The 13,126-nt window shown below is 56.3% G+C and carries 13 protein-coding genes and 2 pseudogenes; 10 read left to right on the top strand and 5 right to left on the bottom strand.

Annotation, left to right across the window (positions count from 1 at the left end):
* From F2P46_RS33650 to F2P46_RS33625, 6 genes are all read left to right on the top strand, one after another.
* Positions 1–213 (top strand): hypothetical protein (locus tag F2P46_RS33650; protein ID WP_208296885.1); only part of this gene is annotated, 213 nt, incomplete at its 5' end.
* Between the two features lie 84 nt (positions 214–297).
* Positions 298–534 carry a hypothetical protein gene (locus F2P46_RS33645; RefSeq protein WP_166898617.1) on the top strand — a complete coding sequence of 79 codons (237 nt, stop codon included), beginning with the start codon at positions 298–300 and terminating at the stop codon, positions 532–534.
* Positions 535–604: 70 nt separating this feature from the next.
* A complete protein-coding gene (locus F2P46_RS33640) occupies positions 605–1,048 on the top strand; it encodes a hypothetical protein (RefSeq protein WP_166898615.1) in 444 nt (147 codons plus the stop codon).
* 490 nt (positions 1,049–1,538) lie between these two features.
* A complete protein-coding gene (locus F2P46_RS33635; protein ID WP_166898614.1) occupies positions 1,539–2,609 on the top strand; it encodes a ParA family protein in 1,071 nt (356 codons plus the stop codon).
* Complete coding sequence (locus F2P46_RS33630; protein WP_166898612.1) at positions 2,609–3,649, top strand: ParB/RepB/Spo0J family partition protein; 1,041 nt, start codon at positions 2,609–2,611, stop codon at positions 3,647–3,649. The genes F2P46_RS33635 and F2P46_RS33630 overlap by 1 nt, the downstream gene beginning before the upstream one ends.
* A gap of 434 nt (positions 3,650–4,083) precedes the next feature.
* Positions 4,084–5,127, top strand: coding sequence for a hypothetical protein (locus F2P46_RS33625; protein ID WP_166898610.1), 1,044 nt, complete (start codon positions 4,084–4,086; stop codon positions 5,125–5,127).
* A gap of 10 nt (positions 5,128–5,137) precedes the next feature.
* Here the strand turns inward: F2P46_RS33625 and F2P46_RS33620 are convergent, their stop codons facing one another.
* Together F2P46_RS33620 and F2P46_RS33615 are read right to left on the bottom strand one after the other, a co-directional pair.
* The gene (locus tag F2P46_RS33620; RefSeq protein ID WP_166898608.1) at positions 5,138–6,316 is read right to left on the bottom strand and encodes a site-specific integrase; all 1,179 of its coding nucleotides are present in this window, start codon (positions 6,314–6,316) and stop codon (positions 5,138–5,140) included.
* A 6-nt stretch (positions 6,317–6,322) separates the two neighbouring features.
* Positions 6,323–7,294 (bottom strand): DNA-binding protein, encoded by a 972-nt coding sequence (locus F2P46_RS33615; RefSeq protein WP_166898606.1) that lies wholly within the window; start codon positions 7,292–7,294, stop codon positions 6,323–6,325.
* A gap of 387 nt (positions 7,295–7,681) precedes the next feature.
* On the opposite strand from F2P46_RS33615, the gene F2P46_RS33610 reads away from it, so the two are divergent.
* A complete protein-coding gene (locus F2P46_RS33610) occupies positions 7,682–8,560 on the top strand; it encodes an IS5 family transposase (RefSeq protein WP_166898604.1) in 879 nt (292 codons plus the stop codon).
* Positions 8,561–8,616: 56 nt separating this feature from the next.
* A pseudogene (locus F2P46_RS33605) lies at positions 8,617–8,892 on the top strand (transposase); the annotation flags it as partial.
* Positions 8,893–9,635: 743 nt separating this feature from the next.
* Here F2P46_RS33605 and F2P46_RS33600 read toward each other — a convergent pair.
* The 3 genes and pseudogenes from F2P46_RS33600 to F2P46_RS33590 form a co-directional block, all read right to left on the bottom strand.
* On the bottom strand, positions 9,636–10,163 hold the full coding sequence (locus tag F2P46_RS33600) for a hypothetical protein (RefSeq protein ID WP_166898602.1): 528 nt from the start codon (positions 10,161–10,163) through the stop codon (positions 9,636–9,638).
* A 126-nt stretch (positions 10,164–10,289) separates the two neighbouring features.
* Positions 10,290–10,918, bottom strand: a pseudogene (locus tag F2P46_RS33595) (IS6 family transposase); the annotation flags it as partial.
* A gap of 206 nt (positions 10,919–11,124) precedes the next feature.
* Positions 11,125–11,925: a hypothetical protein gene (locus F2P46_RS33590; protein ID WP_166898600.1), complete on the bottom strand. Its 801-nt coding sequence runs from the start codon at positions 11,923–11,925 to the stop codon at positions 11,125–11,127.
* A 407-nt stretch (positions 11,926–12,332) separates the two neighbouring features.
* Here F2P46_RS33590 and F2P46_RS33585 point away from each other — a divergent pair, with 407 nt between their 5' ends.
* Both F2P46_RS33585 and F2P46_RS33580 read left to right on the top strand, forming a co-directional pair.
* Complete coding sequence (locus F2P46_RS33585) at positions 12,333–12,641, top strand: hypothetical protein (protein WP_166898598.1); 309 nt, start codon at positions 12,333–12,335, stop codon at positions 12,639–12,641.
* Between the two features lie 50 nt (positions 12,642–12,691).
* Entirely contained in the window at positions 12,692–13,120 is a 429-nt protein-coding gene (locus F2P46_RS33580; RefSeq protein ID WP_166898597.1) for a hypothetical protein, read from the top strand.
* The last annotated feature ends 6 nt before the right edge of the window (positions 13,121–13,126 follow it).

Here is a 13,126-nt window from a genome sequence, read left to right as displayed (position 1 = left end):
CTGTGGGGACGCATTGAACAGTTATTGAAGGAACACGACATCTGCGCTATCGCCGCGTTCGTCATTCCGCTTACGCCGAGCACGGGCACTGTGGTCCTGTACGCAACACCGAACAAGGACGGCACCACGCCGGCATCGCTGATGGCGGCCTACAAAGCCATCGATCCGACAGCCGTTATTACGCCATTGGCCTCTGACGACACGCCAGCGTAAAGGCTTTGTCCGCACGAATCGCCACACACGTCGCGGCGCTGAACCTGGCCCTCCGACCGTGGCTCGCTCTACCAGACTGCGCATATGAAAACTACATCCGCATGCCGCCACGCCGCCCATTGCGTGGCGTGCGCGAATTTTCCTGATGGCGCACAGATCCTGCGCGAGCTGCTTGCTATCGTCGGCAACGACGGCTATGCAATGACCGCCCTCACCCTGGGCGGCTACCGCAAGGATCTCGGCACCACTATCGCCAACTATCTCGACCTTTATACACCACGACATGAACGACTTGATCGCGCGACTGCGCCTCGCCAATGACCCGACTGCCGACGCGGCCGCCGACCACATCGCCGCGCTAAGTGAACGCGTCGCGATCCAATAGACCATAATGGACCGCGCGGCCAGCATTCTGGTCGAGGCAATTGCATCAACGGATGGCATCAATGAAGCACAGGCCGAGGCATGTGTCGGCAGCATTCGCGGCCAGCTGGCCAAGGTCGGCAAAACAACCGCCGAACATTACCTTGAGTTGATCTGCGACCGCGTCGCCGCCACGGCCGGCATCGGACCGAACATAGCATTCAATCCCCTCACTGCACTGGACCAGATTCGGGTTGTCTTGCATGCACAGCAGCGGAATGCGGAACCCCTTGAATGGGCAATGTCAGTGCTGTGGGCGCCGGCCGACAGCGCGAACACGCCGCACTTGGTGGTGCGCACCAAGGGTACGCGGGCGATCATCCGCAAGTTCCCGAGTGGCACAACCTGGCTCAATGCGGTCGACCAGCTCCTGGACGAGGAGTGCACCGCATCGGCTGAGCTGCCGGCATGACGGCCAGGCCGGCACGATGCCCATTGGCGCCAGTGGCGATCCTCAACCTGGCCGACACGCACGCGACATCGACGGTCAAGAGGATCTTCAGCTTTTCCAAGCGGAACGTGAGTGTGTTCGCCCAGGCTATCTTCACAGCTGCAATCAATAGGAGTGAGGACGCAATTCGCCCGGACATGCTGGAAGCAAGTATCGGCTTGGTAACCGGACAAGAGAATGATAACTCAGCCTATCCGAGGCCTAGCCGCGATGTGCCACACCCGGACCTGCGTACCGCCATGACAAATACTCTATCCCGTTCGAGTAGCGTCCACACGCCGAGTAGCCGTTCACACGCGGCTGCAAGCCAGAACCACCTCAGATTTTCAGTTATCTGGAAAATTAGCTGTAATGGTATTTTTGCCTGTTTTCTTAAAAAATCCTTGCACAAACCATGTTTACCCGTAAGAATGCATGAAATTCAACAGTCCCCTGCTCCGAAAGACCCAACGTGACCCGCACCTTCAAAGCCCAAGCCATTGCAACCATACTGGGGACCACCTCCGACACGATCCGGCGCGCTACCGAGGAATCTGGACTGGATGTTCAACGTCAAGAGACAGGACCTCGTACGCGGATTTACACCATCGAGAACGTGTACGAACTTGCACAATGGCGAGCGCAAAAAAAAGGGGATAAAAAGCCGAAGAAGCCAGTTGTTGTAACGGTATATGTCCCAAAGGGGGGAGTCGGAAAATCCACAATAGCCGCAAATTTGGCTTGCATATTTCCAACTATGGGCTTGAAAACGTTAGTGGTAGATTTGGATTTTCAAAGCAATCTTACTCTGGCCTTTGGATACGACAGCGAACTTTCTCATGAGGAAGCAGAAGAGGATGGGCTGTCTCACGAGCGCGTAGTGGACCATCACTTTGGGAGCCTTTTCCCGCAATGGCCCCAAACTATGCCACTTGAGGAAATTATCAAAAAGCCTTTTGGAGAATATGGCCCGCACGTGATTCCGTCGGATGTGTCACTTGATAATCTTGACACGATCATGACTTTTGAAGCGTTGGAAAGCCGAAATTCGGCATCAATGTTTGCGAAACTTATTTCGGACGGCCGTACAGGAAAGAGGCCGGGCGTAGATTTAAGTTCATACGACGTCATCATTTTTGACGCCGCACCGGCAAAGAACCGAATGACTCGCAGTGCCCTCTTAGCAAGCGACTATGTAGTTGCGCCAATCAGTTTAGAAAAATTTAGCACCAAAGCTGTCTCATATCTTTCTAGAGTATTGAACGAGATGAAAGAAGAAGCAGGCCGCTGTCCAGAACTTCTTATCGTGGGAAATTTTTTTGACGTGACACGTACCCGCGTGCTAAACCAAACGGCCATGATCCGTAGGACTTACAATGACCAGTGGATGAATTCAATTATCCGTCGCAGCGAAGACTTCCCCAAAACCCTCTCGTCAGATACCTACGAGTTACCCCTTTTCTTATCTAAGCCAAATAGTCCTGGCGCTGAGGATTTACGCAAAGTCGCCAGTGACCTTTTAGCGAAAATGGGAGTCCTGTGATGTCTAAGAAAACATCGGACCACGACATTCTTCAACATTTAGCTGCAAGCCGTGGTCATAAAAAAATGGACCATAACAGCCATCGGCAGGACACCGGGGGAATCATTCTGCATACGCCCCCTACTGGGCCAAATGAAAGCGTAGAGCAGATGCTTGCACGCGAAGCATCGACTGAAACACATCGACCTTCACTACATGCAGAAACTGGGTTAAATGATGAAGACAATAAGATCATCGAGATACCGTGCGATCTCGTTGATGATAGTCCTTACCAAAATCCATTCCGAGATTACGACCCAATTGCACTTGATGAGCTTGCCGGAGGAATGGAGAGCGCGGGGCAGAATGAGCCTATCCAGGTGCGACGTAAAGGCAACCGTTATGAATTACTGGCTGGGCATCGGCGAATCAGAGCCGCGCGCCTAAAAGGCTGGACCGCAATTAACGCTATTATCTTTGAGTGTGACGATGCTGAGGCACTCAAAAAAGTCGTTACCCACAATGAAGGTAGAAAGAACGATAGTCCCTTTGCACAAGGTCACCTATATCAATTTGCGTTGGATCGAGGACTTGGAAATCAAGCGAAAATAGCCACGCTATTTGCAACGAACACGACCCATGTTTCGCGCTGCCTCTCTATGCTAAGGCTCCCGCGGCCGATTGTTTCCATGCTTGAAAAGCAGTCTGATCTGTTCGGAATTAAGACCGCTGAAATTATTAATCAGTTATTAGCGGATCATCCTACGGAAGAAGCACTAATCATCCAAGCGGTCGAGCGTATAAAAAAGGGGGCCCCTAGCACGTCAGTTAAGGGCTGGTTTGAGCAAATGTACAAACAAAAAGAGCAAAAGACCGGAAGAAGCAACAACCGTACAAAAGTTGTCACAAGCGCGAATGGGCGACAACTGTTCTCAGCAAAGCGAGATGGCCGAGTAATCACTGTCAGAGTCAGTGATAGCGAGGTAGACGCAGACGCAGCAATGATGAAAGTAATCGAATCTCTTAAGATGTTCTCAACAGAAAATTACGGAGAAAAGTAAAATATGCTTATTAATCAATTACTTACGGACGTTGCACGGTGCAATTGCACGGAAATTTTAGCTCAAACCTAGGCCATACAGTAAAACCAGAACCCAGCTAATTGCTGGGTTTTTGCATTATATCGAGAACATCATGAGATGAAGTAGCTAAAGCGCAAAAGAGAAAGCCCAGCTTGCAGGCCGGGCTTGCTCAACAACATTTATTTGAAACACTACAGGTACGGTGAATGCTCAGAACCTTCATCCTATACCCCGGTAGTGTGCTCGTCAAACACTTTGTAGGGCTGCTTGCCTTACAGATAGGATAGATTGTGTCCGCACAAACTCTTAGTGATATCGCTCGGCCATACTTGCATCTTCCAACGGCTATACAAGCTGCCTTGATGAGGGTTGAAACCCACCCAACCTTCCGTCGATTAACAAGAAGTACCCTTTTGGTCCTTAAAACCTTGGTGTCCAGGGCATCTGCTCAAAACGGCCTCGCCGTTATTCGCGCGCGTCTCGACCGTATGGCAACAGAGGCCAACGTCAGCTATAAGACCGTGCAACGCGCGGTGCGCATCTTCCGGGATTACGACTGGGTCCTGCCAGCGAGCGAGGGACGATCCGAGTACGGGGTCTTCGAGTCACGACGCTACGTCTTCACGCAGGCCCTGTGCGCTTTAGTGGAATTGCCTACGATAACGAAGCAGAAGCCACCCTCGATGCAACAGCAGCCGGCCCCAGTAGTGCGACAGGAGCATCAGGAGCCAACTGCAGCACCGGAATCGCACGAGCCAGCTGCGCCGCCGGAAGAGCCGGCACCAGTTCAGCCGCAGCCGCAGCCAGAACCGGCCGTAGCGCCCGAGCCGCAGCTTTTAGCCGCGCTGCAAGAGCAGCCGGCGGCAGCTGCCTCACAGGAAAAGCCGAGCCCGGCGGCGCCCCAAGAGACAGAAATGTCCGATGGTCCTATATACGTTGATCTTAGTTTAAAAAAAGATCTACAGGAGATTTCGATAGAAAATCGGAAGGGCAACCCCCCAACCCTGCCACCAGCCGTCGCCATGATTCCCGCTGAAACGGGCATTTCGCCAACCGGCATCTGCAAGCTGCTCGGCATTGCGAAGCAAGCAGGCCACCAGCTGGAGCACGTCTATGCGATCGCCAAGCCTTACCTTGCCAAGATCGGTATCAATTCCGCTCGGGCGTACCGCTACATCCTGGCGATGCTGCACAACGCGAAGAGGGTTGACTATGCTGCCAAAGCAGCCCAGGCCCAGCGCATGAGCGAACCCGATCCGAACGCGGCGTTGAAGGCGATCGCTACGCAATGCCGCTACAAGCGCTACCAGCACGTCGGCAAGAACATCGCGGTGCGCTTTTTCGACGGCACCGCCGAGGTGCGCATCGATGGGCACTTCGAGTTGTACGGCGGCGCAAAAATGCTCGGGCTCTACAAAGGGGTCGCAAACGGCAATTTGCGCGAAGTGATCGAGTGATGGCCGGGGGTTATTTTGGCCCGGGCAGGTCGATACGCAAAGCACTGAGCGTCTCGGCGTGGCGCTCGACGTCGTCCTTGTGCAGATACCGCCCGGTGGTCTTGATCGAGGCATGGCGGGCATTATGCTGAACGGTCTTGAGCGGCACGCCACCGTTGGCCTGGTGCGTCAGCGAGGAATGACGCAGCCAGTGCGTCGACGCGCTCGCCAGGCGATCCGCGATCTCGGGCATGCCGGCTTCCAGGGCAAGGGCGTGCGCGCGGCGGATTACGGCCTTGAGGGCGGCGGCGACAGCGTAGTGGCTGGCGCCGCGCTGGGGGCCGCGGCTCGCCAGCACGAGCGATATCGTTTCGCCTGGTGCCGGCAGCGCGGCCAGGCCGAACGCTTGCCGGTACTGGCGGAATTCGGCGAGCAAGGATGGGGGGACAGGGACCTTGCCGCGTCTGCTACCTTTACCCAGGACATGGAGCCACCATGCTCCGCTGTCGTCGCGCCGGATACTGCGCATGTCTGCGCCGACGAGTTCATTCAGGCGCACGGCCGTGAGGTAGTAGGCCTGCACCAGGAAGCGCGCGCGGGCGCGCCGCAGGGCGGCGCCTGGCGTAGCGCCCTGCAGGATGTCGGCCGCTTCGAGCAGCAGCGAGATCGCGGCCGGGGGCAGGTGGCGCTCGATGGTTTCGCTGCTGACTGCGCGCATGCCGGTAAGCAGCTGGGCCGGGTTCGCCTGCAGATACTCGGCGGCGCAAGCCCATCGGAACAAGCTCTTGATGACGGTCAGCGCCTGCAGCTGCGACACATCGGCCAGCCGGCCGCAGAACGGCCGCCAGCGCGGGTCGACGCGCGGGAACCGCGTTGCGCTGATCCACTGGTCGGCCGGCTGCGGATCGGCGATGAAAGCGGCGAACGCCAGCAGGTCTTCGTAGCGGACGTCGACCAGGTGTTTGCCATGCGCGCGAATCCAGTACAGGAAGCGGTCAGCTTCCTTGCGGCAGTTGCGTACGGTGCGCGGCGACAGATTCGGCCGGCGTAGCCAAAGCGCAATCAGCTCTTCGTCATTGATGGCGCGGGTCAGGGACCCGGAGGGGAGGGGAGGGGCGCCGCCGGCGGCGAGCGGCCGATGTGGCACTGGAACGAGTAAAACAGATTCAATGTCACCCCCCTGCGCGGGGTCGGGCAGGGGGATCGACATAGGTGCTTATTTTTGGGACGGCGGGGTTTTTGCGCGAGGCTCGCCAGGTTCGCGGTTCTCGCTGGTGCGCTTGGCGCCATCCTGAGCCGCGAGCGTATCGGCACGTATCTGGCCGCGCAGCTCGGCCGCTTCCTCGGTGGCATGCTTGGACTCATTGCGGGCGGTGCTCACCAGCGCGCGCGCCTGCTCCAGCTCGCGTGCTGCGCTTTCCAACCGCGCCTGGCTGGCCTGTACAGCCATGTTGGCCGATGCCAGCTCGCGCGCCGCTTGCTGCGCCATCCGCTCCAGTTCAGCAATGTGGGTAACGGCTGCCAGCTCGCGCGCCTCGATCTCGCCGGCGCGACGCTCGCTTGCATCGAACTTGGCCACTGTGACCGCTGCCGCTTGCTCGGCCGCCACGCGGGCCGTGCGTTCGACGGCCAGTTCCTCGCGCGCCGCGCCGAGATCCGCTTCCAGCCGCGGCATCGCCTCAAGGCGCAACTGGGCCTTGGCCAGTTCGGTTCGCGCCGACTCGGCCGCCTTGCGCTCGCGATCCATTTCGACCTGGCCGGCCTGCCAGTCGAGTTCCAATTGACCCGCTTTGCCCTGCACTGTAGCCAGTTCTACTTGGAGCGCTGTCAGCGCGTCGACCTGGTTCTCGATCTCGGCAGCCTGGCGCTCATTCTCGGTGGCGAGATCGGCCGCTTCTTGCTGTTGTTCGGCCAGTTCCATTTCCAGCGCCGCTTTCGCGCTGGACAGTTCCTGTGCCATAAATTCCAGGATGGCGCGCTGCACTCCCGCCGGCAAGGTCAATGCGCTGGCGATCTTTTTTTCCCGATCCGCGCGCCATTGCTGTAACAGCTTGCTGATGGTGCCTAGGCTCCCCATGTTTCCCAGCCGTTCGCGTACAGTGCGCAAGGCTGGCGTGCTTCCGGCCGCCACCATCGCGTCCGCGATGGCGGCTACCTGGGCCAGTGTGATGCTCGCTTCTCTACCCATCGAATGTTCTCCGTTTGTAATGATACGATATGATACGAATGATATGATATGAATCACCGGAGGACAAGCGCCCCTTATACCTTTCTTGAGCAGCAAGTGTAGCGCGGTTTACCCGCGAGACGGCGGGCCTTCCTCAACGCGTGATTAGGGAGGTAATCACGCGTTCAGGCTAACGGCGTGGACCAGCTGAGAAAAAATTTGCGTTGCTGCGGGTTAAGGCGATTTTTCAATATAAAATATTTCCAGCCGCTCACGCGCCCACTTCCGTTTGACCATCCCTATATTGTGTGGCTGAAGTGCGTGAGCAGATTGGTCACGCACTAGGGCACCTCGAAAAACCGACCCATCCGTGGCATCATAGCGTCTCCACGTTGCTGACCTAATTTCATGATCAAGACGAGTCTGTTTGCCGACCAAGAACGCGAAGCCAAGCTGAACAAGCTTGGTGATGCGCTCAAGGTGATGGAGCAGCATGTCGACTTCATCGCGCTTGCCGATGCGGTTGACGAAGCGGCTCCGCGTCCCGGCCGCGAACGCGGCGGGCGTCCTCCATTCCCGACCGAACTGATGGTTCGCGTCCTGCTGATCCAGCAGTTGTTCAACCTGAGCGACGAGCAAATGGAATTCCAGTTGCTCGACCGCTTGAGCTTCCAGCGCTTTGTCGGACTGCGTTCCAGTAGTCAGATACCGGACCGCACAACGATCTGGACGTTCAAGGAACGCTTGCTCAAAGCCGGTGCCACCGAGAGTATCTTTGACGCCGTCAACCGCCAGCTGTCCAAGCATGGCTACATTGCGCGTGGCGGTCAGATGGTCGACGCGAGCATCGTGCAGACACCGAAGCAATCGATGAACAAAGAGGAAAAGGCGCTCGTTGGAGAAGGTGCCATGCCAATCGACTGGAAGCCTGCGAAGCGCCGGCAGAAAGACATAGACGCGCGCTGGACCAAGAAGCATGGCAAGTCCTACTTCGGCTACAAGGTATCGGCCAACGCAGACAAACGCTACAAGCTGGTACGCAAGATCAAGGTCAGCACGGCCAGCGAGCATGACACCCTGCATTTCGAGGCGGTGCTCGATCCCTCCAATACCAACCGCAACGTCCTGGCAGATAAAGGTGTGACTATTCAGCCTCTGAAGCCTGAAAAAACCTATTTAAAATCAATCGGTTGCAGCCATCTGAAAACCGATAAAAAACGCGAAAAACCGGTTTTTCCTTATAAAAACCGCGTAAATCGAGCGTTTTCAGGCGCAGAAATCACGTAACTCATTGATTTGTAAGGGCTGAATAGTTACATAAAGGTTACGTAGATGGCGAGCGCGAGGACAGGTTGACGCAGCAGGGCTGGCGCATGTATATCCAGCGCAAAGGAAGCAAGGGCAAGCCAATTTCGGAGGCCCAGAAGCGGCGCAATACACGCATTGCCAAGACCCGCGCCAGGATCGAGCATGTGTTTGCCGGCTTGGCCGAGATGGGCGGCAAAGGTCTGCGCACGATCGGACTGGCGCGCGCTACGTTACAGCTCAATTGGAAGGTCGCTGCTTACAATTTGCGGCGCCTGGTCTACTTGAAGGAGGCCAGGGTCGAGGCGTTCTGACGCCCGCAGTCCGTCCGGACTGCTCAAAATGAGGTTCAGCGCCCATAAAATGGGCGGGAAGCGGCTCGGTCTGACATCAAAAAACGCAACTGCCGGCATCGCGACCGGCGATTACGCGGGATTTACCGGTAATTCGAGGTGCCCACTAGTTGCCACACCCTCGGGACTAGTTTATGCGCCAGACACGTGAACTTTCACCATAGAGAAGATTTTGATATGAAAATAGCCGCATCAATACTAGTTGCAGGAATTCTGATCGCAGGAGCGATTTATGTTGGACTAACCGATGCGCGCCGAACGTACATACTGGGTTGTCAAGAAATGGCATCGCAAGTTGGGCTGTCAGTGGACGTCGCCGAACAAAACTGCGTGGCTCTATATAAAGGATAGAAAAATGATGAAGAACGAATTTGTTGACTTCTCTAAAGAAGAAATCTCCGCATTGTCTAGTGGATCCAAGACTTCAGACAGTAGCCTGAATCCATGTTCCAGCTCATCCAATAGTTGGTCAAGTTTTTGATTACAAAATAAAATATTAAACTTCCTACTTTCAACCGACTGGTCATGTCACGCTTTGAAGTCAAGCAATCGCGCAACCTGGAATTAACCTCGCCGCACGCCTGGCTTGGCCTGATTGGCCAATGCTTTGACGCCGCCCAGGTCGAGCCGTTCTCTATTCCCGGTATCGCAGGGCATGCGTGCCATGGCGCTGTGTGCCGCATTTTCGCGTAAGCGACGATCCGTTAGATGTTGTCGTTTTGTCCGGACGCTTCCGCTTCCAACAGCACATCTATCAATCCACGGACGAGTACCTGCGCGGGATTCGGCAAAGAACGTAAATCGTGGAGCATGCTCATCATGTGAGGATCTGCAGGGAGATCTCCCGAAATTAATGACACCGAGTTGTGGCGCTGACCCTCGCCAAATCGTAGCCACGCGGCGTTCACTCCCAGCCAATTCGACAAAATTTGGATGTTGCTTTGAGTTGGAATAGCGTGACCCAGCACCCACTTACGTACGGCGTGAGGTGTCACTGATGCCCCTCGGGCGCGAAGATTAAAGCCGTGTGCAACCTGGGCAGGAGAGCAGCTAAGATCTGCCCGCTTTAGAGCACTAGTCAAGCGTTGCGCGAAGAGGGTACGCTCTTCGGTGGAAGGTGAAATTTTCATACAAGCACAAGGTTTGCGTGGAAAATCCATAGTATAGAACTCATCGCTGTCCGGACGCCGCACTGGGGATCTAATCACGCATTCAGGACGCTTGGCGTCCATTTGGGTTCAGTCGCGTTGTTGAGTCCAGCACGGTTTTTTTCGTGCTGAGCATGACCTTGGCTTAAACTGGACGGACTTGCTGCCTGCCAACGCACAAAACTGGTCGGCGAATGATATGGGCGAAGCGACATCGACGGCGAACTGGCCCTTCCGAATCATGTGCATCAGCTCGATGCCGGCGAGCACGCAGCCGGCAGACCGGAACGATTTGAAGTTGAGCATCGGCCTGGTCGCCCGCTTGATGGCGCGATGGTCCTGCTCGACGATGTTGTTGAGGTATTTGACTTGGCGCACCAGGATCGGTACGTCGCGGCCGGCATTGATCGCATCGATCGCCCCCTTGTTGGCGCCGCTTTTGTCCATCGCGACCTTGTCCGGATCGACGTTCGATCTCATGGCCTTGTTGAAGAAGCACTTCGCCGCAAGCATGTCGCGCTTGGCTGTTAGCAGGAAGTCGACGTTCTTGCCCTGCTTATCGACAGCGCGGTAGAGGTATTTCCAAACGCCCTTCACCTTGATATACTTCTCATCCATACGCCAACTGCCGCCGATCGAGCGCTTGTGTTTCCGGCCATTTTCTCGATGAGTGGCAGGAAACGAATCGCCCAGCGGTTGATCGACGAATGGTCGACCGACACGCCGCGCTCTTCCATCATCTCCTCAAGGTGCCGGTATCTAAGCGGGTAGGCCGCATACCAGCGGATGCAGACCAGGATCACATCGATCGGAAAGCGCATTCCTTTGAAGTTGAGCATGTCAAGTCGTCCTGGAGTGGGGCCCGCAGTTTACCCGACCGGCCACGCCGCCGTGCGCTAATGCGACAGAACCCTTTAGCCTCAAGCACCCACGGTAGCAGCCTTGTCCGGTAGTTCCGCTCGGAGGGATCTGTACGGGGGCAGGCTGAGACTCCTGTCCCTACCGCGACCCTGTAAAAGCCCATTTTGAACCACCCCCAGAATAATTAGTGGCTGGCATTGGCTGCCGAGTCACACGCCAGGGGTGGCGCAACAGGCCCTGCGCTAGCGGCAGCGCCAAAAAAATCAACTTCAAAGTGACCATTATCCGTCCGCAAGCCAACCGGACCGTCGAAAGCGTTGATTTCTTTCGGAAGTGTGATTTTAATCGGCGCCGTTGCGCGGTCCATGTATAGCTTCAACTCTTGCCCGACCAAGTCCGCGCGCATGGAATGCGCTTCTCCGATACCAATATGATTTGCAGCAAATGATGGGAGGCTGATATAACCGCCATCACCGCATACCGACGTGTGGATTCCAGGATTCGACTTGACCCCGACAGTGATCCGCGAGGTATCAACGTTCCACATTGCATACGCAACATTGCAACCATCCAAAGCCTTCAATTTCAAACCGATTTGGCGTCGCACCTCGCCCGATGCAAGCGGGACGTCCTTAGACGACTTGCCGCGATAAATGAAATCGATCTGGGCGCTCTGGGGACTTTGCCGACGTATGAAGGCACGGGAACTGCCTGTTGAAATATCGAGTTTTCCATTGGGTAAGGTTGTGATTTTACCGTTGGTGACACATAATTGTTCAACGCCGGTTCGAAACACGTCAGCCAGGGCAGCCTGAGCACTGGCAGTCTGCTCGGCTGGGAGGGCTGCCATCCGCATCTCGGATATGCCAAAATTTGTCGCAGTGGAAGACAGCGGCATATCGTTTTTTGGTGCTTCGCCGCCGCACCCGCTTAGGGCGATCGTCAGCATTGCAGCAGCGACTAAGCAGTTCATATTTTTTCTCATCTTGAATCTTCCAAATCCCCTAGCGTGAAAAAACCATGTTAAAAGTATTAATCATGACAATAACAGAGTTCTGTCGCATTGGCGAACGTGGACGGGGAATCAGATAAACTGTGGCGCCATAACCGGGGGGAAACACCGTGTGCTTGCCGTGCAGGATGTCGATTTTTTGGCGAGGACGCGGTAAATGGCTCTGTCGCATTAGTGCACGGCGGCGGGGCCGGTCGGGTAAACTGCGGGGCCCGAATCCAGGACGACTTGACATGCTCAACTTCAAAGGGATGCGCTTTCCGATCGATGTGATCCTGGTATGCATCCGCTGGGGTTCTGTCGCATTAGCGGAGCCGTCATTGTGAACGTGTAAACTTTGACGCCAAAAACCGTGGACGACCTGACATGCTCAACTTTAAATGCTGGCGAAAAAAGCGAAGCTGCTGGGGGCAATCCGCTTGCCCGACACCGCGTTCAAGGAAAATCCCCTGGTGCTGCGGCGCCCCGATCCGGCCGGCGCCGGCGTGACGAAAGCGGCCAAGCCGCGAGGAAAACCGCGCCCTTGTGGCGCCCGCAGTTGGCCGGTGCCGGCACAAGGAAAAATAATCCGCCAAGACCGCTTCCCCCGGTTGTGCGTGCATGGAGCCGTGCGCGACCTGTTCGCGCAAGCAGCGTTATGTCCAGTTTACGGCGCGGCCATCCATCTCTCAGCTTGCAATTTTCTATAATTTGCGGATAATTCAATGATTGGATGTTCCGCAAAACCTGGGAGAAATGCATGACCACCGACACCATCGACCACACCACCCTCATCAAGCTGGCCGAGGCCGGCGTTGTGCGCAGCGCCCACGCGGTCGGCCAGGCCGGCGGCTGGGGCATTCTAGTTAAATACGGCATGACCGAGCGTGCCCTGGCGGCCCAGCGCAGCCAGCAGGTCCGGATCTTCCGCAAGCTGGAAACGCTCGTGGAATACCTGAAAGGCGTCGGCATCGCACGCTTCGACGTTGATGCCGTGAATTACGCCCCGCGCAGCATCACCGCCACCAAGCGCCCCGATCGCGCCGCCGCGATGAAGGAGGCGCACGCCGCGGCCGCCTATACAAAATGGCTCAAGGCCGAAGTCCAGGAAGCGCTCGACGACACCAGCCCAACCATCCCGCACGACGAAGCGATGCGCCAGGTGCGCGCAGCAATAAAACTGGCGTAAGGAGAG

This window comes from Massilia sp. CCM 8734 (assembly GCF_011682155.1).
In the GTDB taxonomy this organism is placed as follows: Bacteria; Pseudomonadota; Gammaproteobacteria; order Burkholderiales; family Burkholderiaceae_D; genus Telluria_A; species Telluria_A rubra.
This window is presented reverse-complemented; position numbering and strand designations above follow the sequence as displayed.

What these genes read in the sequence shown, in the direction of transcription:
- F2P46_RS33645 (WP_166898617.1), top strand. Translation starts at nt 298, where the DNA reads ATGAAAACTACATCCGCATGCCGCCACGCCGCCCATTGCGTGGCGTGC.
- F2P46_RS33600 (WP_166898602.1), bottom strand. Translation starts at nt 10,163, where the DNA reads ATGGACGCCAAGCGTCCTGAATGCGTGATTAGATCCCCAGTGCGGCGT.
- F2P46_RS33620 (WP_166898608.1), bottom strand. Translation starts at nt 6,316, where the DNA reads ATGTCGATCCCCCTGCCCGACCCCGCGCAGGGGGGTGACATTGAATCT.
- F2P46_RS33630 (WP_166898612.1), top strand. Translation starts at nt 2,609, where the DNA reads ATGTCTAAGAAAACATCGGACCACGACATTCTTCAACATTTAGCTGCA.
- F2P46_RS33590 (WP_166898600.1), bottom strand. Translation starts at nt 11,925, where the DNA reads ATGAGAAAAAATATGAACTGCTTAGTCGCTGCTGCAATGCTGACGATC.
- F2P46_RS33615 (WP_166898606.1), bottom strand. Translation starts at nt 7,294, where the DNA reads ATGGGTAGAGAAGCGAGCATCACACTGGCCCAGGTAGCCGCCATCGCG.
- F2P46_RS33640 (WP_166898615.1), top strand. Translation starts at nt 605, where the DNA reads ATGGACCGCGCGGCCAGCATTCTGGTCGAGGCAATTGCATCAACGGAT.
- F2P46_RS33580 (WP_166898597.1), top strand. Translation starts at nt 12,692, where the DNA reads ATGACCACCGACACCATCGACCACACCACCCTCATCAAGCTGGCCGAG.
- F2P46_RS33585 (WP_166898598.1), top strand. Translation starts at nt 12,333, where the DNA reads ATGCTGGCGAAAAAAGCGAAGCTGCTGGGGGCAATCCGCTTGCCCGAC.
- F2P46_RS33610 (WP_166898604.1), top strand. Translation starts at nt 7,682, where the DNA reads ATGATCAAGACGAGTCTGTTTGCCGACCAAGAACGCGAAGCCAAGCTG.